This window comes from Sphingobium fluviale (genome assembly GCF_004122115.1).
Taxonomy (GTDB): Bacteria; Pseudomonadota; Alphaproteobacteria; order Sphingomonadales; family Sphingomonadaceae; genus Sphingobium; species Sphingobium fluviale.
The window spans coordinates 116,320-139,475 of sequence record NZ_SBKP01000007.1 but is presented as its reverse complement, the minus strand read 5'-3'; the positions used below and the strand labels follow the sequence as shown (position 1 = coordinate 139,475).

The 23,156-nt window shown below is 63.1% G+C and carries 21 protein-coding genes; 16 read left to right on the top strand and 5 right to left on the bottom strand.

Annotation, left to right across the window (positions count from 1 at the left end; translation table 11 throughout):
* Positions 1-38: 38 nt before the first annotated feature.
* From EQG66_RS08985 to EQG66_RS08975, 3 genes are all read left to right on the top strand, one after another.
* Positions 39-503, top strand: a complete 465-nt coding sequence (locus EQG66_RS08985) for a GlcG/HbpS family heme-binding protein (RefSeq protein WP_129404255.1) — start codon at positions 39-41, stop codon at positions 501-503.
* Positions 504-524: 21 nt separating this feature from the next.
* Complete coding sequence (locus tag EQG66_RS08980; protein WP_129404254.1) at positions 525-1,376, top strand: cupin domain-containing protein; 852 nt, start codon at positions 525-527, stop codon at positions 1,374-1,376.
* A gap of 173 nt (positions 1,377-1,549) precedes the next feature.
* Complete coding sequence (locus EQG66_RS08975) at positions 1,550-2,002, top strand: TonB-dependent receptor domain-containing protein (protein WP_245987975.1); 453 nt, start codon at positions 1,550-1,552, stop codon at positions 2,000-2,002.
* A gap of 240 nt (positions 2,003-2,242) precedes the next feature.
* Here EQG66_RS08975 and EQG66_RS08970 read toward each other — a convergent pair whose 3' ends face one another.
* Positions 2,243-3,109: a hypothetical protein gene (locus EQG66_RS08970; protein ID WP_129404253.1), complete on the bottom strand. Its 867-nt coding sequence runs from the start codon at positions 3,107-3,109 to the stop codon at positions 2,243-2,245.
* 8 nt (positions 3,110-3,117) lie between these two features.
* Complete coding sequence (locus tag EQG66_RS08965) at positions 3,118-4,344, bottom strand: TIGR04063 family PEP-CTERM/XrtA system glycosyltransferase (protein ID WP_129404252.1); 1,227 nt, start codon at positions 4,342-4,344, stop codon at positions 3,118-3,120.
* Between the two features lie 222 nt (positions 4,345-4,566).
* Here EQG66_RS08965 and EQG66_RS15320 point away from each other — a divergent pair, with 222 nt between their 5' ends.
* Genes EQG66_RS15320 through EQG66_RS08955 form a run of 3 tightly spaced genes read left to right on the top strand, consistent with a single transcriptional unit; the run spans position 4,567 to position 7,101 of the window.
* Positions 4,567-4,716 carry a hypothetical protein gene (locus tag EQG66_RS15320; RefSeq protein ID WP_164975638.1) on the top strand — a complete coding sequence of 50 codons (150 nt, stop codon included), beginning with the start codon at positions 4,567-4,569 and terminating at the stop codon, positions 4,714-4,716.
* A complete protein-coding gene (locus tag EQG66_RS08960) occupies positions 4,709-6,058 on the top strand; it encodes a putative O-glycosylation ligase, exosortase A system-associated (RefSeq protein WP_129404251.1) in 1,350 nt (449 codons plus the stop codon). The genes EQG66_RS15320 and EQG66_RS08960 overlap by 8 nt, the downstream gene beginning before the upstream one ends.
* Positions 6,055-7,101: an acyltransferase family protein gene (locus EQG66_RS08955; RefSeq protein ID WP_129404250.1), complete on the top strand. Its 1,047-nt coding sequence runs from the start codon at positions 6,055-6,057 to the stop codon at positions 7,099-7,101. The genes EQG66_RS08960 and EQG66_RS08955 overlap by 4 nt, the downstream gene beginning before the upstream one ends.
* A 3-nt stretch (positions 7,102-7,104) precedes the next feature.
* Here EQG66_RS08955 and EQG66_RS08950 read toward each other — a convergent pair whose 3' ends face one another.
* Complete coding sequence (locus EQG66_RS08950) at positions 7,105-7,941, bottom strand: ABC transporter permease (protein ID WP_129404249.1); 837 nt, start codon at positions 7,939-7,941, stop codon at positions 7,105-7,107.
* A gap of 138 nt (positions 7,942-8,079) precedes the next feature.
* On the opposite strand from EQG66_RS08950, the gene EQG66_RS08945 reads away from it, so the two are divergent.
* The 10 genes from EQG66_RS08945 to EQG66_RS08900 all read left to right on the top strand — a co-directional run bounded on the left by EQG66_RS08945 (position 8,080) and on the right by EQG66_RS08900 (position 20,863).
* Positions 8,080-8,769: a GcrA family cell cycle regulator gene (locus EQG66_RS08945; RefSeq protein ID WP_129404248.1), complete on the top strand. Its 690-nt coding sequence runs from the start codon at positions 8,080-8,082 to the stop codon at positions 8,767-8,769.
* An 87-nt stretch (positions 8,770-8,856) separates the two neighbouring features.
* A complete protein-coding gene (locus EQG66_RS08940; protein ID WP_129404247.1) occupies positions 8,857-9,438 on the top strand; it encodes an ANTAR domain-containing response regulator in 582 nt (193 codons plus the stop codon).
* Complete coding sequence (locus EQG66_RS08935; protein ID WP_129404246.1) at positions 9,435-10,643, top strand: ABC transporter substrate-binding protein; 1,209 nt, start codon at positions 9,435-9,437, stop codon at positions 10,641-10,643. Before EQG66_RS08940 ends, EQG66_RS08935 begins: the two co-directional genes overlap by 4 nt.
* Positions 10,644-10,962: 319 nt before the next feature.
* Positions 10,963-12,243 carry a CmpA/NrtA family ABC transporter substrate-binding protein gene (locus tag EQG66_RS08930; protein WP_129404245.1) on the top strand — a complete coding sequence of 427 codons (1,281 nt, stop codon included), beginning with the start codon at positions 10,963-10,965 and terminating at the stop codon, positions 12,241-12,243.
* Positions 12,244-12,255: 12 nt separating this feature from the next.
* Positions 12,256-13,218 (top strand): nitrate ABC transporter permease, encoded by a 963-nt coding sequence (ntrB, locus tag EQG66_RS08925; protein ID WP_129404244.1) that lies wholly within the window; start codon positions 12,256-12,258, stop codon positions 13,216-13,218.
* Between the two features lie 12 nt (positions 13,219-13,230).
* Entirely contained in the window at positions 13,231-14,037 is an 807-nt protein-coding gene (locus EQG66_RS08920; protein WP_129404243.1) for an ABC transporter ATP-binding protein, read from the top strand.
* Positions 14,038-14,157: 120 nt separating this feature from the next.
* Positions 14,158-15,357, top strand: a complete 1,200-nt coding sequence (locus tag EQG66_RS08915) for an alginate export family protein (RefSeq protein ID WP_245987973.1) — start codon at positions 14,158-14,160, stop codon at positions 15,355-15,357.
* Positions 15,358-15,387: 30 nt separating this feature from the next.
* Entirely contained in the window at positions 15,388-17,868 is a 2,481-nt protein-coding gene (gene nirB, locus EQG66_RS08910; RefSeq protein WP_129404241.1) for a nitrite reductase large subunit NirB, read from the top strand.
* Positions 17,868-18,212 (top strand): nitrite reductase small subunit NirD, encoded by a 345-nt coding sequence (gene nirD, locus EQG66_RS08905; RefSeq protein ID WP_129404240.1) that lies wholly within the window; start codon positions 17,868-17,870, stop codon positions 18,210-18,212. Before nirB ends, nirD begins: the two co-directional genes overlap by 1 nt.
* A gap of 83 nt (positions 18,213-18,295) precedes the next feature.
* On the top strand, positions 18,296-20,863 hold the full coding sequence (locus EQG66_RS08900; protein ID WP_129404273.1) for a nitrate reductase: 2,568 nt from the start codon (positions 18,296-18,298) through the stop codon (positions 20,861-20,863).
* Between the two features lie 6 nt (positions 20,864-20,869).
* On the opposite strand, the gene EQG66_RS08895 is transcribed toward EQG66_RS08900, so the two are convergent.
* Positions 20,870-22,036: a glycosyltransferase family 4 protein gene (locus EQG66_RS08895; protein ID WP_129404239.1), complete on the bottom strand. Its 1,167-nt coding sequence runs from the start codon at positions 22,034-22,036 to the stop codon at positions 20,870-20,872.
* The gene (locus EQG66_RS08890) at positions 22,033-23,151 is read right to left on the bottom strand and encodes an NAD(P)/FAD-dependent oxidoreductase (RefSeq protein ID WP_129404238.1); all 1,119 of its coding nucleotides are present in this window, start codon (positions 23,149-23,151) and stop codon (positions 22,033-22,035) included. Before EQG66_RS08890 ends, EQG66_RS08895 begins: the two co-directional genes overlap by 4 nt.
* Positions 23,152-23,156: the final 5 nt, after the last annotated feature.

Below are 23,156 nucleotides of genomic sequence, written 5' to 3'. Positions count from 1 at the left end.
CTCAAACTGATTGAACAGCAACGGCCACAAGGAAAATCATGTTTAACGTTCCCACAATCTCCCTCGCCGAAGCAAGAGACGTTGCCGAGGCTTGCCTCGCCAAGGCACAAGCGGAAGGTGCGGTCATAGCCGTTGCAGTGGTCGACTCCGCCGCGCGCCCCATTTTGCTTCTATGCACTGACGGCGTTATCCCGGTTGCAGGCGAGGCGGCGCTCGCAAAAGCACGCACCGCGGTTATCATGCGGCGCCCCACCGAGGCATTGGAACTTGCGCGGCGTGACCGGCCACTCGGAACGTCAATCTTCGGCGTATACGAGGTAGAGGGAGGTGTCCCTTTATTCGTGGGCGCAGACACCGGTTTGGGGGGAGTCTGCGCCGGGGGGTTTGCCATTGCCGGCAGCCCAGTCGAAATTCCGTTGATTCTGGATGCCGGGATCGCCGCTTGGGCTGCCGCACTCGAAAAAGAAGGCTTGTACGGTACTCCAGGCATGGACACTCACTGACTTCGTAAGATTGGATTCGACATGAGCCGTCCATGCATCGATTTCATTTATGCACAGTGCCTGCCTTGGAAGCAGGCGGCGTTGGGACCGGCGCGTGCGGACGTCTCAGCAAAAATTTTGAGTCACGACCCGGCCTCAGGCGAGATGTCCGCTATCGTCCGTTATCCCGCAGGTTGGGAAAGACCGGAACCTGAGGCGCTGGCGGTCGAGGAAGAATTCTTCGTCTTGGAAGGCACGCTGAACGTCAATGGCCGCAGCTATCGCCGTGACACATACGGATGCTTTCCGAAAGGCTATATGCGGCAGTCCGCCATGTCAGAGGCCGGGTGTGACGTATTGACATTTTACAGTGGTCGCCCTGAACTTTCGCTAGTCGCATATGCTGTATCAGATATTTCCGGCCTCATAGAGTATATCGACCTGTACGAGATACCTTGGGACACCCAATGGGCTGATCCCTCTTTGGCATGGATGGACCCACGCAGAAAGGTCCTTCGATGGGATCATGACCTTGGCCAAGTCGCTACGGTCGTCTTCGCCAAGCCACCGCATGTTCATCCCGATGGATGGTCCTCTCCGATGCTTTCACATCCATGCGCTGAGGAAACCTTTGTGCTCGCTGGCGAGCTTGTCGGCGAACGTGGTGCGGCGCGCGTGGGTGCCTATTCCTGGCGCCCAGCAGGTACGCCGCATGGGACGCAAGGCAGCCGGACAGGCGGAATATCACTCGCACGAATGTGTCACGGGCCGCTTGCTAATAATTGGGACGGAGACGCCCTCGCGCCTTTTAGCTTTGACACAGTATATTCTCCTGTCGTCCCTGCCGATCTTGTGACTGTTGCGACAGACTATGTCGGTCTAGACCGGTATTAATACGGAAGTATGCGGCGGCCCATTCCCATCAGGCGCAAGCTGAATTTCCTTGAGGTACTTTAAGGTCTCGCGCCCAGCACATGCCAAAGTCTCATGCTTTGCGCCGCTGATGCAAATGACTCGGCCAACATAGTCCGCTCCAAGAATTGCAACCTCATGGGGTTGTCGGCGCCATGCCACCACGCTCTTGCCCAGACACAGCCTGTGTCGCCGATAATCTTGTTGATTGTGGTTCTTGGGGCGGGCCTGCTGGCTATTCCGGCTTCCGCCTGCCAACACTTAATGAACTCTACGGGCAATTTGTTATCGGTTCGATCACGACCAATGCTAATGCTGGCTTAATGCCGGAAAAGCTCAGAGGGATTGAAGCTGGTATCGATGTGGATCTGGCAGGAAAGACCACCCTCTCCGCCACCCTGTTCTACAACATGCTTGAAAACGCCATCACCAACGTCACCCTCAACGCCGCCATGCGTCAACGGCAGAATGTTGATGCCATCATCGCCAAAGGCCTTGAGGTAACGGCCGATAGCAAATTCTCTGATTTCATTCTGTCTGCCAGCTATGCCGATGCGGATAGCAAGGTTAGCGCGCATGGCCCCGCTGTCTCGACCAGAATTTGCTGATAGCAGCTGTCAATATGAGGATGACCTCCAGAGTGATATACTGCCCTCTGCTATGACAGTGGATGCCGACGCGCATATTCCGCTGGGCCGTCGGACAACAGGTGTCGGGTGGGCAGAACATATCTTTGATGCGCGGTCTACACCCGCATTACGGGTGGCTCGATGGATCTTGGAACACCACGGACGCTATGGATCGGCATAAAAATCACGCAACGTTAGCGCGCGTGGCCAGCGAAGTCGCTAACCCGCCTTGGCGGTAAGCCCGCGCAGGACAGCCAGCGCGGCATCGAGGTCGGGGGACGGGGCTGCAGGCAAAGCGGCAGGCAGAGCGGCCTCTTCAGGCACCTGATCTTCCGGCTGCGGCAGTATTGCGGCAGCAGGGATCGCGGCATACTCGCCACGACGACGGGCTATGCCACGCTCCAGCCGCTCGGTCAGGTCTCGGATGGTTGGCTCAACGGCGGACGAATCTGCGCTCTGCTCCGAAGCATCGGGTGTATCTTCTACCGAACGGAAGCGGACATTCTCCAGCAGACGGCTCATTTCCGTCTCGATCGCCTCCCACGGCAGCGGCTCTGGCGCGCGGGGCATGGAAAGACCGGTGATGTCCTCCACAATCGGCCCGCGCGGCTCCTCGTCCACCAAGGGAGATGCCTCCCCAGCAAGATCACGACTGACTATCAGGGGTGCGCGCGGGGGCGCATCCGGGTGCGCATCGGCGCGGCGGACTGAGGGCGCCAGTTCGATCTCAGGTTCGGCGGCGGGCATGTCGTCAATCTGTTCTACCCGCTTTGCTCCCCGGCGAAACAGCGCAGAGAATGTCGATGCTATGAATGTCATTTCGGTGTCCTCGGTGTCTTTGGGGGCAACAGGCGTTTTCAAGGGCGAGAGCAGCGCCGCCAACCCGCCAGCGCCCAAGCCGGCGCAGGCAATGATAATGAGCCGCGCACTGGCGCCCAGCGGCGGTGCGGCGGCGGGAATGAAGCGATCAAGGCCGATCGTGCTGCTGGCCAGCTCCAGCATATCCACTGGCAAGAGCGCGCCTGCGCCTGCCCCGCCGATGGCGGCGAGAGAGACAAGAACAAGATGGGCATTGCGGCGTTTCACGGGTTCGGTCAGTCTGCTCGGTGTGGTCTCACGCCCTTTTCAAGCAGAATATGGTAAACAGGTTGATAACGGCTGACGTTGACCGCCCAGTTCCGCTCGCGCTTCACAAAGGCTTTGGCGGTGGCGCGGCGCGCGTCCCAGCCTGCCCGGTCGGCCAACATCCCGGCCAGCGCGCCGGCAATCGCGGCGGGATCATCAGGCGCGAACAATGTGCCGGTAACGCCATCCTCGATCAGTTCCCGATGCCCGCCGACCGATGATGCCGCCACCAACCGCCCCTGCGCCATCGCTTCCAGAGGTTTCAGCGGCGTGACCAGTTCGGTGAGCCGTTGCGCCTTGCGCGGATAGGCAAGAATATCGGTGAGGGCATAATATTGCTCCACCTCCTCGTGCGGCACCCGTCCAACAAAACAGATCGCGTCGCGCGCGCTGGAGCCTTCCGCCTGCGTCCTGAGCGCCGCTTCCATCGGCCCGCCGCCGACAAGCAGCAGCTTCGCCTTGGGCCGCGCCGCGACAAGCATCGGCATTGCGGCTATCAGGTCATCCAGCCCCTCATAATCATAGAAGCTGCCGATGAAGCCGATCACCTCGGCATCCTCCAGCCCCAGCTTAGCGCGCAGCGCGGCATCGGGCGGCACAGGATCGCCAAACATGTCCATATCCACGCCATTGGGCGAGACGATGATCTTCGCCGGATCGACCCCGCGCGTCACCAAATCGCCCTTCAGCCCCTCGCAGATCACCGCCACCGCGTCAGCGCGCTTCACGGCGCGCGTTTCCAGCCAGTGCGTCAGGCGATATTGCAAGCCGCCCTCTTTGGCGGTGCCATTGCTCACCGCCGCATCTTCCCAGAAGGCGCGGATTTCATAGAGCATCGGGATGCCGTGCTTGCGCGCCACGCGCTGCGCGGCCATCGCGTTCAGCACGGGCGAGTGGGCATGAATGATGTCTGGCCGCCAGCTGCGGATCACCCCTTCCATCGCATGCGCAAGATCAGCCACCTCGCGCAGCTCGCGCACCAGCGGCGGGCCGCCCCGGCGCGCCAACGGCGTGCGGAAAAACGTCAGGCCATCGACGGTCTCGACAGCAGGGCCGCTGGCACTATGGCGCTGGCCGGTTAGCCCGCGCACCTCCCAGCCCAGCGCCTGCTGCGCGCGCAAGATCGCCCGCGTGCGGAACGTGTATCCGCTATGCAGAGGCAGGCTGTGATCCAGTATGTGCAGAATACGCGTCATGATAGCGCCTTTAGCAAGATAATATTTAACGCCACGTCAAGCTTGGTTGTATTGACCGTACCGGCCCTCTCCCCCTCCCAACCTCCCGACAGGGTATCATATGAGAGCGCTGCCGAGGCACGTGACTCGGCTGCGGGAGGGGGAGAGGGCCGGTACCGCGACAATATTTAACGCCGCGTCAACCCTGATGGGCTAAGGCTCGGCCAAGGATATAGCCGCGCGATGATCGACACCTTCTCCCTGCTGCTCAGCCATACGCTGGTGTTTGTCGCGTGCTGGCGGCTGTTGTCCCGGCGCGATCTGGATGACGAGCGACAGGAAAAGCCCCAGCCCATCGTCAAGCCGCGCAAGGGAACTACGCCCGATGCGTGACATATTCTTCCTGATCTTCCTCGCCGCGATGTTTGGCCTCGCGATCAAGCGGCCATTCCTGTTTGTGCTGACTTACGCCTATATCGATATCGTTTCCCCGCAACGTCTCAGCTATTTCCTGCTCAATTCGATCCCCATATCGCTCATCGCGTTTGCGGGCGCCTTTGGCGGCTGGCTCTTGATCGACAACAAGCGCGATAGCCGCTTTTCCTGGCGACAGTTGCTTATGGTCGCTCTGCTGGTCTGGTGCGGCTACACCACATCCCACGCCGATTTCCCGATAGACGCGCAGGCGAAGTGGGCGTGGGTGTGGAAGAGCCTCGTCTTCGCGATCTTCCTGCCGCTCACCTTGCGCACGCGCCTGCGGATAGAGGCGCTGGCGCTGGTGATGGTGCTGTGCGCCAGCACGATCATCGTCACCGGCGGCATCAAGACCATTATGTCCGGCGGCGGCTATGGAGAGCTGAACCTGATGGTCGATGACAATAGCGGCCTCTATGAAGGCTCCACCATTTCCATGGTCGCCATCGCGATCATCCCGCTCATCCTGTGGCTATCGAAGCACGGCACCATCTTTCGCCCCAGCCGCATCGTCTCGCTCTATGCCGTCGCGCTCTGTGGCGCGTGCCTGCTGATCCCCATAGGCACGGTGACGCGCACCGGCCTGCTCTGCATCATCCTGCTTGGTGCGCTGTTCCTGTGGCGCAGCAAAAAGCGCCTGCAATACGGCCTCGGCATCGCCGCGCTGGCGTTCGTCGCCATCCCGTTCCTGCCGACCAGCTTCACCGAGCGCATGGGTACGATCAAAAATTATCAGGGCGACCAGAGTGCCTCCACCCGCGTCGAGGTGTGGAAATGGACGCTGGACTATGTGAAGACCCATCCGATGGGCGGAGGCTTCGATGCCTATCGCGCCAACAAGTTTGAATATGATGCGTTGCGCACCGAGGGCCTAGGCAACGACAAGCGCATCATCAAGGAACATATCGTCGAGGAAGGCCGCGCCTATCACAGCGCCTATTTCGAGATGCTGGGCGAACAGGGCTATCCCGGTTTCGTGATGTGGGGTTTGATCCACCTGCTCTCGTTCCTCGCCACCAACCGGGTCTATAAGCTCTATACAAAGCGCGCCAAGGCAGACGAGGCATGGGTCGCGCCGCTTGCGCTGGCGCTGCAGCAGGGGCATCTGATCTACCTCTTGGGCGCGGCGTTTGTCGGCATCGCCTATCAGCCTTTCGTGTTCATGCTGCTTGCGATGCAAATCGGCCTTTCGACCTATCTCGCCCGGTTGCGCAAGGAGGAAGGCGTGGTGCCGATCTTCGCGCGGGCTGCGCAGGCGTGAGCGCGCCCCCTCGCCCCCAGCTTGATAGCCTCACAGCCGCGCGCGGGATTGCGGCATGGCTCGTGGTGCTGTTCCACATCCGCAGCGGCATGCCCTGGCTGCCCGCCGATGTGCTGCATGTGATCCACAAGGGATATCTCGCGGTCGATTTCTTTTTTATCCTGTCGGGATTCGTCATCTGGCTGTCTGCGCAGGGCGAGTTTGCCGCGCGCGGGCTGGGCGCGACCCCTGCCTTCCTGCGGCGGCGGCTGGCGCGCATCTATCCGCTCTATGCGGTGATGCTGGCGCTGACGGTGGGTTTCGTCCTGCTGCTTGAGGCGACCGGGCGCAGCACGGCGGGCTATCCGTGGGCAGAGCTGCCGCTGCATGTCCTGATGCTCCAGAACTGGGGCTTTACGCCGGATTTGAGCTGGAACCACCCCGCCTGGTCGATCAGCACCGAGTTTGCCGCCTATCTGCTGTTCCCGCTGCTGGTACTGCTGTTCAGCCCGATAGCGCGCGCGCCGCGCTGGGTGATCTTAGGGGCCATGGCCTGCCTGATCGGCATATTGGCGGTGGGCATGCAAGCGCTGGGCTATACCAATCTCGGCGGGCATATCGTGAAGACCGGCCTTGCGCGCTGCATCGCAGAGTTTGCGATGGGGTGCCTACTCTGCGCGCTATGGCAACAGGGCGTGGATCGAGTTTCGCGCACTGTGGCAATCGTCGCCCTTCTCGGCGGCGGCTTCGTGTGGGCGGGCGGCTTCACCAATGAGTTGATCGCCTTCCCGCTCGTCACCACCGCGCTTATCTATCTGATCGCCGATCACTCTCAGCGCGGCGGGAAGATAGCGCGGCCGCTCGTATATCTGGGCGAGATCAGCTATGCGACCTATCTGTCGCATTTCATGCTGTTCATCTGGTTCAAGATCGCGCTCGTGAACAACGCCGCGAACATCGCGCCCCATCTGATTGCGCTGTATGTGCTGCTGACGCTGGCGGCGTCCGTCATCCTCTATCACGGCATAGAGAAGCCGGGGCGCAGGCTCGCCGGTCGGCGCTAACGACTAAGGCCGGATCTTCCATCCGCTTTTCAGCAACGCGTAGCACAGCGCGCCCAGAACAATGTTCAACCCGCCCAGCACCAGCATGCCGCGCACAACTTCGGTATCCGCGACCGAGAGGAAGCCATAGCGGAAGCCCGAAATCGCATAGAAAAACGGGTTGGCATGGCTGATCGCCTGAAACAGCGGCGAGAGCTTGTCCACCGAATAGAATGTGCCGGACAACAGCGACAGGGGCGCGACGACGAAGTTGGTAATCGCCGCCGCATGATCGAACTTCTCAGCCCAGATCGAGGTGAGCACTCCCAGAAAGCTGACGAACATCGTCCCCAGCGCCCAGAAAACGACGATCGCCCAGATATGGCGCGGCGCGATGTGCACGCCGGGCCACAGCGCAATCGCGATGCCAATGGCGACACCCACGAACGCAGCGCGCGTCATCGCCGCGGCAACCTGCGCGAACAGCAGCTCCGCCGTGGAGATGGGCGGCATCAGATAATCGACGATAGTGCCCTGAATCTTGCCCACCAGCATGCCGAAGCTGGAGTTCGCAAACGCGTTCTGGATCATTCCCATCATGATAAGGCCGGGCGCGATGAAATCCGCGAACGGCGCGCCGAGGATCGTCCGCCGCTCACCGCCCAGCGCCACGGTGAAGATGATCAGGTACAGCAAGGTGGTGATCGATGGCGCCCATATGGTCTGGAGCTGCACCTTCATGAACCGCCGCACCTCCTTGATATAAAGCGCGCGCGTGCCAGACCAGTTGATGCGCCGGATGCGCGGGACTCCCGGCTCCGAAAAGGCTACGCGATGGGTGGGCTGGGTCTGGTCGGTCATAGGCAGCCCAATTATCGGCTGGCAGGCGGGCGGGCAAGGCAAAACCGGCCGCATACGCTAAAGCGGTTGATATACTGCCTCGCAAACGCCATATGCCTCCCTCAGCCACCAAAACAGTATTCAGTGATGGAGTGAGTCTTGTCCTGGACCGATGAACGTATAGATCAGCTCAAGGGCATGTGGGAAAAAGGCATGACCGCCAGCCAGATCGCCGACGAACTGGGCGGAGTGAGCCGCAATGCCGTGATCGGCAAGGCGCATCGCCTCGGCCTCCAGTCTCGCCCGTCGCCGGTGAAGGCCAATGATGCGCCGCGCAAAAAGCCAGTGACGCGCAAACCCGATACACAAGGGGCAGAGCCGCGCGCCGCGGCGCCCGCGCCAGCAGCCGCCCCTTCCTCGCCCACGCGGGCAGAGGCGGATACTCCTCCATTCGATACGCAGGATGAAAGCACCCAGCCGCTGGATGTCTCCGCGCCCGCTCCACGCCCGCAACAGCGCATCGTCTCGATCGGCCCCGGCGGTTTCATGCGCCAGGGGCCGGGAGACCAGCAGGCGCCGATTCCCCCTGCCCCGCCGCGCCGTCTTGTCCCTGCCAAGCCCAGCCCGGAGATCGCAGACAAAACGAGCCTGCTCGACCTCACGGAAAAGATCTGCAAATGGCCGATGGGCCACCCCGGCGAGCCGGATTTCCACTTTTGCGGCGAGAAGGTGAACCCCGGCTTCCCGTATTGTGTGGAGCATTGTGGACGGGCTTATCAGGCTCAGTTGCCTCGTGGCACCCGCCGCCCGCCGCCGCCGATGCCATTTGGCGGACCGCGCGTTCGCTAAACTGCTCTCAGCGCCATTATCATTGACCCGTTGACTCGCGCACTCCGTTTGCCGCATGAATGTTGCAATGCAGCATAGCGGCTTCCAGTGCGAATAGCGGTAATCGACGACAGCGCAGCGCGCGCCGCTGTGATCGAGGAAGGCTTGCGCGAGGCGGGCCTCACCGATCTGCACATATTTCTTGAGCGCCACGGCCTTGCCGCCAAGCTGGAAGCCTGCTCGCCAGACGTTGTCCTGTTGAACCTCGAAAACCCCAGCCGCGATATGCTGGAGGAAACCTTCGCCCTATCCCGTGCGCTCGCCCGCCCGATCGCGATGTTCGTTGACCAGTCTGACGAGAACGCCATTGCCGAGGCGGTGGACGCCGGCATTTCCGCCTATGTCGTCGATGGCCTGCGCAAAGAGCGGATCAAGCCGGTGCTCGATCTCGCCGTGCGCCGCTTTCAGGCGTTCAACCGCCTCCAGACCGAACTGGCCGAAGCGCGCTCGCAACTTGCCGAGCGCAAAATTGTGGACGAAGCCAAGCTGATCCTCATGAAAAAGCGCGGCATAACCGAGCCGGAAGCCTACAAGCTGCTGCGCACCCACGCGATGCAGAGCAACCGCCGCATCGCCGACATTGCGCAGGCCATCGTCACCGCTGAAAATCTGTTGGGAGGTGCCCTGTGAGCCTCGATCCGTTCCGTATCGGCTTTCTTCCTCTGGTCGACGCCGCGCTGCCGATCCTCGCGAAAGAGCTGGGGCTGGCGGAAGAACAGGGCATAGACCTGGAGCTGGTGCGAGACATGAGCTGGGCCACGGTGCGCGACCGGCTGATCTATGGCGGGACGGACGCCGCCCACCTCGTCGCTCCGCTCGCCATTGCCAGCACTTTGGGGCTGGATCGGCCAGCCACGCCGATGACGGTTCCGTTCGTGCTTGGCCTCAATGGCAATGCCGTAACCCTCGCGCCACCGCTGGCGGAGGCAATCGGCGCGCAGAATGGATTGCTCGACTCGGTGACGCTGGGGCAACGGCTCGCGGCGCTGATCGCGCTGCGGGCGCGCGAAGGGGCGAAACTGCGCTTTGGCGTGGTGCATCGCTATTCCAGCCACAACTACATGCTGCAATACTGGCTGCGCGGCAGCGGGGTTGATGTCGCGCGCGATGTCGAGATCGTGACCATCGCGCCCCCCTTTGCGGCGGAAGCCCTCGCCATGCGCGAAATTGACGGCATCTGCGTCGGCGAGCCGTGGAACAGCGTGGCGGTGGAGCGCGGCGTTGGCGTGATCATCAACGTCACCTCACATATCTGGCTGCGCGGCGTGGAGAAGGTGCTGGCGATGCAGACGGCGCGGGCGGAGGCAGAGGGAGACATCGTTCACCGCCTGATCCGCGCCCTGCACAAGGCAGGCGAGGTGTTCATCGACCCTGCCCGCCATTCCAGCAACGCGGCGATTCTCGCCCGCGCAGACTATCTCGATGGATCGGCTGACCTGATCGAGCGCGCAATAGCGGACCGCATCACGCTCGCTGCGGGCCAGGAGCCGGTCCACATACCCGATTTCATGTTCCAGCATCGCGAGGCCGCCAATTTCCCGTGGATCAGCCAGGCGGCGTGGCTCTATGCCCAGATGGTGCGGGCGGGGCATGTCGTGAAATCCGACGAAGGCTATGCAGCGGCGCAGCGCGTCTTCCGGCCCGATATCTACCGCGCCGCTTTCGTGGGGACGCAGGTTCCGCTGCCCGGCGCCAGCGCCAAGCTGGAGGGCGGGATCAGCGAAACCACCGGCGTCGGCACGGTGCAGGGGCGCCTTTTGCTGGGACCGGACAGGTTCTTCGACGGGCGCGCATTCGACCCCGATCAGCTCGATGCCTACCTCGCGCAGGACTGATCAAGCGCCGGGAGCGATTGCATTTTGTGCAACGCAAAATTTTCCCTCTTGCCGAAATGCCGAATCAGTGCCACTCTTGCTACCGACGAGACAAGGATGTCTCGGCATGATTTATCGGCCTCACCCAATGGCGGGTCTGGCTTGATACCGCCCCACACGGCACCCAGGCAACGCAGCCGCCCGAACCAGCCCAGAGCTGTCGTTCGTGGCGGTTTTTTTGTGTCTCGCACGGGTCCGCATCTGAGGCGGAGGGCACACAAGGGGAATGGCGCGGTTCTCAGACCACGCCTGCAAACAGGTTCGAGAAGGAGCATAATCCATGGCGGAACGGGACGATCAGCAAGGCATAAGCCGCAGAGGCATACTGAAAACCAGTGGCACAGCTGCCCTTTTGGGTGCGGTGCAGCAGGCATTTCCATCTGGCGCCTTTGCGGCCGGTCCGGGGCCGGAAGTTCAGGGAGCAAAGCTCGGCTTCATCGCGCTCACTGATGCCGCTCCATTGATCGTCGCCAAGGAGCTGGGCCTGTTCGCCAAATATGGCATGCCCAACGTGATCGTCGCCAAGCAGGCGAGCTGGGGCGCAACGCGCGACAACCTTGTGCTGGGCAACGAAGGCGGCGGCATTGACGGCGCGCATATCCTGACGCCGATGCCCTATTTTCTATCAATGGGTTATCAGGCCAAGCAGACGCCGATGAGCATCCTCGCCCGCCTCAACATAAATGGACAGGCGATTTCGGTGTCGAAGGAATATCTCGGTGCCAAGGCGGACCTCAACGCCGCCAAGATGAAGGGCGTGATTGCGGCGCGCAAGGCGGCGGGCAAGAAGATCACCATGGCGATGACCTTCCCCGGCGGCACGCACGATCTCTGGATCCGCTATTGGCTGGCGGCGGGCGGCATCGATCCTGACAGCGATGTTTCCCTCATCACCATTCCGCCGCCACAGATGGTCGCCAATATGCGCGCCGACACGATGGACGCCTTCTGCGTTGGCGAGCCGTGGAACGACCAGCTGGTTGCCCAACAGCTCGGCTACACCGCCGTCTCCACCGGCCAGATGTGGATGAACCACCCGGAGAAGAGCTTTGCCATGCGCTCCGACTGGGTGGATCAGAACCCGCGCGCAGCCGTAGCCATTACCGCCGCGATCATCGAGGCGCAGCGCTGGGCGGACAACCCCGCCAACATCGCCCGCCTAGCAATGATGATCGGCGGCCCGGCCTACCTCAAGGTGCCGGTGAGCGACATTGCCGACCGCCTGCAGGGCAACTTCACCATGGGCGATGGCCGCAAATTCCCCAACGCCGCGTTCAAGATGAAGTTCTTCGCCAACTATGCCTCGTTCCCTTACAAGAGTCACGACCTCTGGTTCCTCACCGAGAACCAGCGCTGGGGCAAGCTGCCGATGACGCTGAACACCAGTGCGCTCATCGCCAAGGTCAACCGCAGCGACATCTGGCGCAAGGCAGCAAGCGCGATCGGCGGCAAGGGGCCGGCGGGCGACAGCCGCGGGCCGGAGAAGTTCTTTGACGGCAAGGTCTTCAACCCCGCCAACCCCAAGGCCTATCTCGCCAGCCTCGGCATCAAGCGCGTCTAACGGAGGACATCCATGTCATCCCCATCCCCCCTGCAAAAAGACGGCCATAAGGAGGGCGCACCGGCGCTCTCCTCCCCCGCCGCCGGAGCAACCGTTGTGCCCTATCCCGAAGACGCAATTAAGCGTCGGCAGCTTCCTCCCATCCCCGCGCCAATGCGCGCGTGGGAAGAGAAGCTGCGTTCCATCGCCGCGCAGACCCTGCCCACCGTGTTCATGCTCGTTGTCCTGTTCGGTCTGTGGCAGGTGGCATGCAGCAGCCCGGATGCAACCTTCCCCTCTCCGCTCAAGGTATGGCAGGATAGCCACGAGCTGATCGTCAACCCGTTCGAGGGCGTCTCGGTCGACTTCACCGGCGTGCATGTGAGCGAGGAAGGCGTGGTCGGCATTGCCGGGCATATCGTCACCAGCCTCAAGCGCGTGATGATGGGCTACAGCCTCGCGGCGGTGATGGGCATCGCGCTCGGTATCCTCGTGGGGCAGAGCATATTCGCCTATCGCGCTCTCGATCCGCTGTTTCAGGTACTGCGCACCGTGCCGCCGCTCGCGTGGCTGCCGATCAGCCTCGCGATCTTCCAGCAGGCGCAGCCCTCCACGATCTTCCTCATCTTTATAACCGCAATCTGGCCTGTGATCCTCAACACCGCAGCAGGCGTTCAGTCCATGCCTGCAGCTTATGTCAACGTCGGCAAGGTACTGAACCTCAACCCGATCGAATATTTCACCAAGATCATGCTGCCTGCCACCGTGCCGCACATGTTTACCGGCCTTCGCATCGGCGTCGGCATGAGCTGGCTCGCGATTGTGGCGGCAGAGATGGTGCAGGGCGGCACCGGCATCGGCTTCTTCATCTGGGACAGCTACAACAGCTCGCTGTTGACCGACACCATCGTCGCGCTCGTCTGGATCGGCCTTGTCGGCTTCGGGCTGGATCGCATCGTCGCCTATGTTGGCCGCAAGGTCGCCCGGACGGCTTAAGGAGAAACGCTCATGAAACAGAGAAGCTATCTCGCGCTCGAAGACATCACGGTCGAGTTTCCGACCAAGAAGGGCAGCTTCTGCGCGCTCGACAAGATCAACCTCAGCATCGAGAAGGGCGAGTTCGTCTCGCTGATCGGCCACTCCGGCTGCGGCAAGTCCACTTTGCTCAATGTGGTAGCGGGGCTGGTCAAGCCGACGCGCGGCGTGGTGTTCCTCAATGACGCAGTGGTCGATGCGCCGGGCGTGGATCGCGCCGTGGTGTTTCAGGATCACTCGCTGCTGCCCTGGCTGACGGTGGAGGAAAATGTCCGCCTCGCCGTGGACAAGACAACCAGAGACAAAACCAAGGCCGAACGCAAGGACTGGGTGCTGCACAATCTTGATCTGGTGCAGATGGCCCATGCCGCATCGAAGCGCCCAGGCGAGCTTTCGGGCGGCATGAAGCAGCGCGTCGGCATCGCCCGCGCCATCGCGATGCAACCGCGCGTGTTGCTGATGGACGAGCCGTTCGGTGCTTTGGACGCCCTCACCCGTGCAGCATTGCAGGATGTGGTGATGGACCTGCAGGCCCGGCTCAACAACACCGTGCTGATGATCACGCATGATGTCGATGAGGCGGTGTTGCTGTCTGACCGCGTCATCATGATGACCAACGGCCCTGCAGCGCGGATCGGCGAAGATCTGAAGGTGCATATCCCACGCCCGCGCGCACGCCTCGCGGCGATGGACCTGCCCGAATATGCCGACGCGCGCCACGCGGTCGTCCACTTCCTGCATGATCGATATCGCAACCCATCGACACTGCAGGCGGCCTGAACCGCAGCCGCAACGGCGCGGCATAAATACTGTTTTCAAAAAGCGAGAGGATGTCCTGGGGAAAACACCAACAGGACCAAGGGGGAAGTTATGCTCAATAAAACCAGTATGATAGCGATTATGGCAAGTGCTGCGGCGGCATGTGCCGCACAGTCAGCTCAGGCCGAAACCTTCAAGCTCAAGCCCAGCATTGACGCGCGCCTGCGCTTCGAAACGGTTAATACGCCCACGCTGGACGCAGACGCCATCACCATGCGCGTGCGCCCCGGCATCACGCTCAGCACCAAAAGCGGCTTTTCCGCGCTGATCGAGGCCGAAGGGACGCTGGCACTACTTGATGACTATCGCGATGCGCCGTTTGCGCCAGCCAACGGCTATGCGGTAATCGCGGACCCGGAGAATATCGAGCTTAACCGGGCGCAGATTCAGTACAAGACCAAGACCTTCACCCTCACCGGCGGCCGCCAGCGCATCAACCTCGACGATCAGCGCTTCGTCGGCTCGGTCGGCTGGCGCCAGAACGAGCAGACCTTTGACGCGGTGCGCGGCGAGGCGACGATCGGCCCGATCAGCCTCGATGGCACCTATAGCTGGTCCCAGCGCACGATCTTCGGCATAGACGCCGCTACGCGTCAGGCCTATTCGGGCGAATTCCTGTTCCTCGGCGCGGGCGCTTCGCTCGGCCCGGTCAAGCTCAAGGCGTTCTCCTACCTGCTCGATTTCGATGCGAAGGAACTGGTCAAGGGCACCTCCACCCAGACATATGGCGCGCGGGCCACGAGTTCGTTCAAGCTGTCTCCCAAGGCCAGTGTCAACCTGATGGCAAGCTATGCCACCCAGTCCGACTATGGCCTCAACACCGGCGACTATTCGGTCGATTATATCGCGGCGGAAGCTGGCCTGAGCTATGACATCTTCACCCTGACTGCCGGCTACGAGCTGCTGGGCGGCAAGATCACGCCCAAGGGCCGGGTCGCCTTCCAGACACCGATGGCGACGCTGCACAAGTTCAACGGCTGGGCGGACGCATTCCTCAACACGCCCGCAGCAGGCGCCAATGTCGGCCTGCAGGACATTTACGGCGGTGTGGCGGTGAAGTTCCCCAAGGTGAAGGCGCTGCCCGGCCTCAACGCAGCCATCGTCTATCACGACTTCCAGAGCGATGTCGGCAGCGTGAGCTATGGCAGCGAATGGGACGCCTCGCTGGGCTTCAAGATCGGCAAGAAGCTCAGCTTCCTCGCCAAATATGCGGATTACAGCGCAGACAAGTTCAGCACGGACAAGAGCATCTTCTGGCTCCAGCTCGACTACGCGCTCTGAGCCATACAATCTGACAAGGACAGGAGAGACATGGTCGCATCCCCCCCCGATCCCCGCCCTCACCTCGTCGTCGTCGGCAACGGCATGGCCGGTTGCCGGGCGGTAGAGGAGATTTTGGCGCGCGCGCCAGACAGGTTCCGTATCACGATCTTCGGCGCGGAGCCGCGCGTCAATTACAACCGGATCATGCTCTCTCCCGTCCTTGCCGGGGAAAAGACGTTTGAAGACATCATCATCAACGGGCCGGACTGGTACGCGGACAACGGCATAGAACTGATCTCAGGCGATCCGGTGGTCGGCATCGACCGCGCTGCCAAAACTGTGACGGCCAAATCCGGCATAGCTATCAGCTACGACAAGCTGCTGATCGCCACCGGGTCAGATCCGTTCATCATCCCTGTGCCGGGCAAGGATCTGCCCGGCGTCGTCACCTTCCGCGATCTCGATGATGTTGACAAGATGGTGGCAGCCGCAGGCCTGGGGGGGAATGCGGTAGTCATCGGCGGTGGCCTGCTTGGCCTTGAGGCGGCCCATGGACTGTCGCTTCGGGGCATGCAGGTCACCGTCCTGCACCTGATGCCGACTCTCATGGAGCGGCAGCTCGATGAAGCGGCGGCGTGGCTTTTGAAGACAGAGCTGGAGCGGCGCGGTCAGACGATATTGACGCAGGCCGATACGGCCGAAATCATCGGGACGAACAAGGTCGAAGGCGTCCGCCTCAAGGACGGCACGGAGATACCGGCAAGTATCGTCGTGATGGCGGTCGGCATCCGGCCCAGCACAATATTGGCGAAGGAAGCAGGCCTCGCTGTGGGGCGCGGTATTCAGGTCGATGATCATATGGTCTCGTCTGACGCGGACATCCTCGCTGTCGGCGAGTGCGTGGAGCATGACGGACAGGTCTATGGCCTCGTCGCGCCACTGTGGGAGATGTGCCGCAGCCTTGCCGATGGGCTGGTGGGCAGCGAAAATCCTTACAAAGGCTCCGTCACCTCCACCAAGCTCAAGGTATCGGGCATAGACCTGTTCTCGGCGGGCGACTTTTCTGGCGGCGAGGGCTGCGAAGACATCGTCCTGCGCGATGCGACGCGCGGCGTCTACAAGCGCGTGATCGTGAAGCAGGACAAGATCGTCGGCGCGGTGCTCTATGGCGATACGGCGGACGGCAACTGGTATTTCGACCTCTTGAAGAAGGGCGAAGACATAACGGAGATCCGCGATGCGCTGATCTTCGGGCAGGCATTTGCGTCTAGCGGAGGCGCCACTGCAAACCCTATTGATGCCGTTGCCGCCCTTTCCGATGACGCGGAGATTTGCGGCTGCAACGGCGTATCCAAGGGGCAGGTAATGGCCTGCATCGCGGGCGGGGCGCAGTCGCTCGATGCGGTGCGCTCCGGCTGCAAGGCTTCGGCAAGCTGCGGCAGCTGCACCGGCCTTGTCGAGAACCTGCTGGCCTTGGCGCTGGGGGATAAATTCGCTGGCGAGCGCGACAACAAGCCGATGTGCAAATGCACCAGCTTCACCCACGAGGATGTGCGCGCCGCGATATTGGAGAAAAGCCTCAAGGAAATTCCCGCCGTGATGCAGGCGCTTTCGTGGAGCACGCCGGACGGCTGCTCCTCCTGCCGCCCTGCGCTCAATTACTATCTGCTGTGCGCATGGCCCGCCGAGCACAAGGAGGATCCTCAAAGCCGCTTCGTCAACGAGCGGATGCACGCCAACATCCAGAAAGATGGCACCTATTCCGTAGTGCCGCGCATGTGGGGCGGCGTCACCACCCCCAAGGAACTGCGCGCCATTGCGGACGCCGCAGACAAATATGGCGCGCGCATGGTGAAGGTGACCGGCGGGCAGCGGCTCGACCTGTTCGGCATCAGGAAGGAAGATCTGCCGCATATCTGGGCGGACCTCAACGCCGCCGGCATGGTCTCCGGCCACGCCTATGGCAAGGCACTGCGCACCGTAAAAACCTGCGTCGGCTCCGAATGGTGCCGCTTCGGCACGCAGGATTCGACCGGGCTGGGCATCCTGCTCGAACAGATGACATGGGGCAGCTGGATGCCCCACAAGTTCAAGATCGCGGTCTCCGGCTGCCCGCGCAACTGCGCCGAGGCGACGATCAAGGACTTCGGCGTGATCTGTGTCGATAGCGGATACGAGCTAATGGTCGGCGGCAATGGCGGCATCCACCTGCGCGGGACGGATCTGCTCTGCAAGGTGGCGACCGAGGAGGAGGCGCTCGAATATTGCGGCGCGTTCATCCAGCTTTACCGCGAAGAAGCGCGCTACCTCGATCGCACCGCGCCGTGGATCGAGCGGGTCGGCCTCGATTATGTGAAGGCCAAGGTGGTGGACGATCATGAAGGCCGCAAGGCGCTATACGGCCGCTTTCTCCATGCGCAGAAATATCTGCAAAAAGACCCCTGGGCCGAGCGCGCGGCAGGCAAGGAGGCGCATCTGCACCAGCATATTGCCGAGATCCGTCCCTTCGCCGTTGTGGGAGCACACTGATGGTCACTGCAGACTGGCTCGACATCGGCCCGGTGGATCAGCTCCCCGCTTTGGGCGCGCGCACCCTTCCCGTGCAGGGCGGCGAGGAAATCGCGATCTTCCGTACCGCCAACGGCAGCGTCTATGCGCTGCTCAACAAATGCCCGCACAAGCAGGGGCCGCTCTCCCAGGGCATCGTGCACGACACCACCGTCACCTGCCCGCTGCACAACTGGCGGATCAGCCTCGTCACCGGCGAAGCGCTGGGCGATGACTCAGGCTGCGTGCCGACCATCCCGGTCAAGATCGACGGCGGGCGCATCCTCATAGCGCGCAAGGAAGCCTTGCAGGGAGTGGATGGATGAAACTCCCCTCCCCTTCAGGGGAGGGGCCGGGGGTGGGGCCGTCCGGTATTTCCCAATCCTCCCCCACGACCGAGGGAGCGCACATGGTCCGCACTGCCTGCCCCTATTGCGGCGTGGGCTGCGGCATCGCGGCGACGCGCACCGGCGAGCGCTCGGTGCTGATCAAGGGCGATGCCACCCACCCCGCGAACAATGGGCGGCTTTGTTCCAAAGGCACGCATCTGGGCGAGACGGTGAGCCTCGAAGGTCGGCTGCTCTACCCCGAAGTCAACGGCGCGCGCGCAAGCTGGGACGCGGCACTCGATCTGGTGGCACAGCGCTTCTCGGACACCGTTGCACAGCATGGGCCGGACAGCGTCGCCTTCTACGTCTCAGGCCAGTTGCTGACCGAGGATTATTACGTCGCCAACAAGCTGATGAAAGGCTTCATCGGCTCCGCCAACATAGACACCAATTCCCGCCTCTGCATGGCGAGCGCGGTGGCGGCGCATGTCCGCGCCTTCGGCGAGGATGTGGTGCCGTGTTCCTACTCCGATCTGGAGGCGGCGGAGCTGATCGTGCTGGTCGGCTCCAACACCGCCTGGTGCCATCCGGTCGTGTGGCAACGGATCGAGGCCGCGCGCGAACAGCGCGGCACCAAGCTGGTCGTCATAGACCCGCGCCGCACCGAAACCGCCGAACGCGCGGACCTGCATCTTGCCATCCGCCCCGATGGCGATGTCGCCCTGTTCAACGCGGCGCTGATCGACATGAAAGCGCGCGGGCTGCTCGATGACGCCTATCTCGCCGCGCATGTCAACGCGCCCGATGGCTTCTGGGATCAGCTCTGCGCAGGCGACGACGGGCTGGATGACGCCACGCGCACCGCCTTCTTCGATCTCCTCGCCCAGCACCCCAAAACCATCACCCTGTTCAGCCAGGGCGCAAACCAGTCCGCCAGCGGCACGGACAAAGGCAACGCGATCATCAACCTGCATCTGGCAGCGGGGCGCATCGGCCAACCGGGCATGGGGCCGTTTTCGATCACCGGCCAGCCCAATGCGATGGGCGGGCGCGAAGTCGGCGGGCTTGCCTCGATGCTCGCAGCGCATATGGGATTCAGCGCTGAAGAATGCGCCGCCGCTCAGGATTTCTGGGCCAGCCCCATGATCGCGCGCGCGCCGGGCTTGAAGGCCGTCGACATGTTCCGCGCCGTGCATAACGGGCGCATCAAGGCGCTGTGGATCATGGCCACCAACCCCGCCGTCTCGATGCCCGATGCCGGTTTCGTGCGCGCGGCGATGGAGCGGTGCGATTTCGTCGTGGTGTCGGATTGCATGGCCGAGACGGACACTTCCCATTTTGCCCATGTAAAGCTGCCCGCGCTGGCATGGGGCGAGAAGGACGGCACCGTCACCAACAGCGAGCGCGTGATTTCCCGCCAGCGCCCGATATTCCCGCCACCCGGCGAAGCACGCGCGGACTGGGACATCGTTGCCGATGTCGCCCGCCGCATGGGGTGGACGGATGCCTTCGCCTACCCCTCCCCCGCCGCCGTGTTCCGCGAATATGCGGCGCAGACCGGTTTTCGCAACGATGGCCGCCGCGTACTCGATCTGTCGCAATGGGCGGAGCTTTCTGAAGCCGACTATGATGCTTGGGCACCGTGGCAATGGGGCGGCGCAGCGCCCTATGCCGATGCGCATTATTCCACGCCCGACGGCAAGGCGCGACTGGTGCCGGTAACGCCGCCCGCCAACGAACACGACCCCGCCTTCCCCTTGCGGCTCAACACCGGCCGAACGCGCGACCATTGGCACACGATGACGCGCACCGCCCTTAGCCCCAAACTCTCGCAACACCGGCGCGAGCCATGGGTGGAGATTCACCCCGATGACGCGGCCACACTCGGCATCGCCAACCACAGCATCGCCAGCATCTCCACACCTTCGGGCAGCAGCCTCTATCGCGTGAGCGTCTCAGAAGGGCAGCGCCGGGGCGAACTGTTCGTGCCGATGCACTGGACGGACCAGATCTCGTCCGGCGGGCGCACGGGCAGGCTACCCAGCCAAAAGGTCGATCCCATATCCGGCCAGCCCGCCTTCAAGAATAGCGCAGCAGCCATCGCTCCCTATGGCGCGGACTGGCGCGCCTTTCTCGTCAGCGTCGAGCGGCCAGACATTGCGGCAGACTGCTACTGGACGCGGGTGCGGGCAGAGCATGGCTGGCTTACAGAGCTTGCGGGCCAGGGCGCGATAGACATCGAGGCGCTGCTCCCCAAGGGCGAGCGCATCGAAGCGCGCGATGGCGCACGCGGTTCGCTGAGGGTCGCCGTGCGCGATGATGCCGGGCGCCTGCAGGCGGCACTGTTCCTCACCCGCTCCGGCTCACTTCCCCCGCGCGAATGGATTTTGGCGCAACTGGGGCCAGACGAACAACCGCAGGGCGCGGAGCTGCTCGCCGGACGCGCCGCCACGCCCGCGCCAGACGCCGGGCCGGTGGTGTGCGTCTGTTTCGACATCGGCGCATACAGCATCACGCGCGCAATCCGCGATCAGGCGCTCACCAGCGTCGAGGCGGTGGGCAAGGCATTGAGCGCGGGCACCAACTGCGGCTCATGCCGCCCGGCCATCGCCAGACTGATCGAGGAAGCCCACGCACCAGTGGCGTGAAGGCTCTCAAGCCAACCGCTCCAGCCACCTCTCCACCATCCTGAAATGCGCCTCCCACGAAGGCGGCGAAAAGTCCCGCATACGCTCCAGCTGGCGCGTGCGCGCATCACCATGCTGCCCAGCATAATCCGTCACCGCTGCCTCCCACGCGGCGTCATCCTGCGGATCGAGATAATCGGGGATCTCCCCTGCCGTCTCGCGGAACACGGCGAGGTCGCTCGCGATCACCGGCACGCCTGCGGTCAGCGCCTCGATCAGCGGCAGCCCCTGCCCCTCGACGAAACTGGGGAACAACAGCGCCCGCGCGGACCCCAGCCAGCGCTGCAATTCGGCGTCGTCGCACCGGCCCAACTCCCTCACATAAGGCCGCAACGTCGCGTCTTCATCCAGCTGGCGAAAAATATCGTCCGCCTGCCAGCCACGCTGGCCGATGATGACGAGGCGCGGCGTCTGCTCCCCCAGCCGCGCGATCAGGCGACGCCATACGCGCAATATCAACGCATGATTCTTGCGGCCCTCGATCGTCCCCAGCATCACGAAGATAGGCGAATCTTGCGGGATATGCGCCGGTGCGCTCGCATGCGCCTCCACCCCCAAAGGCGCGATAAGGGTGGGCGGCATCGGCAAGGCTTCGTCACGCGCAAACGCGCCGAGCGCCTGCACGCTGTCCGCGCTGTTGGCAATCACTGCCGCGCCAAGGCGCAATACGCTGCACATCCGCATCGCATGCCGCTCCGGTACGCCCGCCCGCGCGAATTGCGGGTGCGTGATCGGGATGAGGTCATGCACATAATAGACCGCGCGGATGCCGCTGCGCCGCACCCAGCGCGCATGGCCCGCCCGGTCCAGCCCGGTATGGCCGACATTGAAATAGAGCGCGCCGCGCAGCGCGCCCTGCCCCGCGCCGCTGCCGGGCATCAACCCTCGCACCGCCAAGCCCATCAGCCGCCATCGAATATTTGCGGGCGGATCGGTCAGTATATCGAACAACCGCTCAGACAGCGCCGTATTCAGCACCCGCGTAATCCCGCCACGCTGCACCACCGCCAGCGCCCGCCCGCGATAGTGCCGCACATAGGCGATGCAGGCGCGGTCTATCCCGGTGGGCAGCAGGCCCATCCACGCGCGCCAGATCAGGCGGCTGACGTCCAGCAGCACCGGCGGCTCTGTCATCCTTTCACCCCGATCAGGCCGTCCGCAACATACTCCCCGATCGCCATTGAGGATGTGAGGCCGGGGCTTTCAATGCCGAACAGCGCCGCCAGCCCGCCCAAGCCGTGGGCGTCGTCAAACAGGATCGAAAAGTCGGGCTGCGGTTCGCCCGGCCCGTGGATCTTGGGCCGGATGCCCGCATAGTCCGGCACCAGCGCGTCCTCGTTCACGTCCGACCAGAAGCGCCGGATCGCTTCCACGAACTGCGGCTTTCGCGCCGGGTCGACGCTGTAATCTTCGCCCTCTACCCACTCGATATCCGGGCCAAAGCGCGCCACACCGCCAATGTCCCGCCGGTAATGCGTGCCGAGCGACCCATGCACCGGCAGCGGGTAGATCAGTCGTGCAAACGGCGCCTTGCCCTGCAACGCGAAATAGCTGCCCTTGGCGAGATGGCGCTCCGCGATCAACGCGGCGGGGAACCCCTCAATGCCCTCTGCCACCGCCTGCGCGCCCAGCCCAGCCGCCAGCACCAGCAACCGGCAACCGATGCTCACCGGCTCCGCCCCGCCACACCGCACGACGAAGCCCTCCGCATCCCGGCTGGCGCGTTCAAACGGCGTGCGCAGCGCGATGCTCCCGCCCGCATCCTCAATATCGCCCCGCATGCCCAGCATATATCCATGGCTGTCGAACACCGCCGAAGTGCCGCACAGCAACGCCGCCTCCGCACGGAGCGCAGGCTCCAGCGCCCGCGCCTGCGCGCCTGTGATCCGTTCCACCTGAGGCACATCATTGGCCAGCGCCTGCGCATAAAGCGCCTCAAGCCGGGGCAGTTCCTCCGCGCTCGTCGCCACCACCAGCTTGCCGCATGGGTCGATGCCTATCCCGCGCTCGGCAAGATATCCGCGGATCATCGCATTGCCCGCCACGCACAGCCGCGCCCTCAGCGACCCGGTGGGGTAATAAATCCCCGCATGCAGCACTTCGGAATTGCGGGAGGAAACACCCTGGCCAATGGCGTCCGCGCTTTCCAGCACCACCACCTGCTGCCCGCGCAAAGCCAGCGCCCGCGCACACGCCAAACCCACAGCCCCCGCGCCAACAATGATGGCATCGGTGTGAAAATCGGGCATCAAAC

Coding starts and splice junctions, on each gene's coding strand:
- EQG66_RS08930 (WP_129404245.1), top strand. CDS start 10,963: ATGGCGGAACGGGACGATCAGCAAGGCATAAGCCGCAGAGGCATACTG.
- EQG66_RS08965 (WP_129404252.1), bottom strand. CDS start 4,344: ATGACGCGTATTCTGCACATACTGGATCACAGCCTGCCTCTGCATAGC.
- nirB (WP_129404241.1), top strand. CDS start 15,388: ATGGTCGCATCCCCCCCCGATCCCCGCCCTCACCTCGTCGTCGTCGGC.
- EQG66_RS15320 (WP_164975638.1), top strand. CDS start 4,567: ATGATCGACACCTTCTCCCTGCTGCTCAGCCATACGCTGGTGTTTGTC.
- EQG66_RS08975 (WP_245987975.1), top strand. CDS start 1,550: ATGCCACCACGCTCTTGCCCAGACACAGCCTGTGTCGCCGATAATCTT.
- EQG66_RS08920 (WP_129404243.1), top strand. CDS start 13,231: ATGAAACAGAGAAGCTATCTCGCGCTCGAAGACATCACGGTCGAGTTT.
- EQG66_RS08915 (WP_245987973.1), top strand. CDS start 14,158: ATGGCAAGTGCTGCGGCGGCATGTGCCGCACAGTCAGCTCAGGCCGAA.
- EQG66_RS08960 (WP_129404251.1), top strand. CDS start 4,709: ATGCGTGACATATTCTTCCTGATCTTCCTCGCCGCGATGTTTGGCCTC.
- nirD (WP_129404240.1), top strand. CDS start 17,868: ATGGTCACTGCAGACTGGCTCGACATCGGCCCGGTGGATCAGCTCCCC.
- ntrB (WP_129404244.1), top strand. CDS start 12,256: ATGTCATCCCCATCCCCCCTGCAAAAAGACGGCCATAAGGAGGGCGCA.
- EQG66_RS08950 (WP_129404249.1), bottom strand. CDS start 7,941: ATGACCGACCAGACCCAGCCCACCCATCGCGTAGCCTTTTCGGAGCCG.
- EQG66_RS08900 (WP_129404273.1), top strand. CDS start 18,296: ATGGTCCGCACTGCCTGCCCCTATTGCGGCGTGGGCTGCGGCATCGCG.
- EQG66_RS08895 (WP_129404239.1), bottom strand. CDS start 22,036: ATGACAGAGCCGCCGGTGCTGCTGGACGTCAGCCGCCTGATCTGGCGC.
- EQG66_RS08985 (WP_129404255.1), top strand. CDS start 39: ATGTTTAACGTTCCCACAATCTCCCTCGCCGAAGCAAGAGACGTTGCC.
- EQG66_RS08980 (WP_129404254.1), top strand. CDS start 525: ATGAGCCGTCCATGCATCGATTTCATTTATGCACAGTGCCTGCCTTGG.
- EQG66_RS08890 (WP_129404238.1), bottom strand. CDS start 23,151: ATGCCCGATTTTCACACCGATGCCATCATTGTTGGCGCGGGGGCTGTG.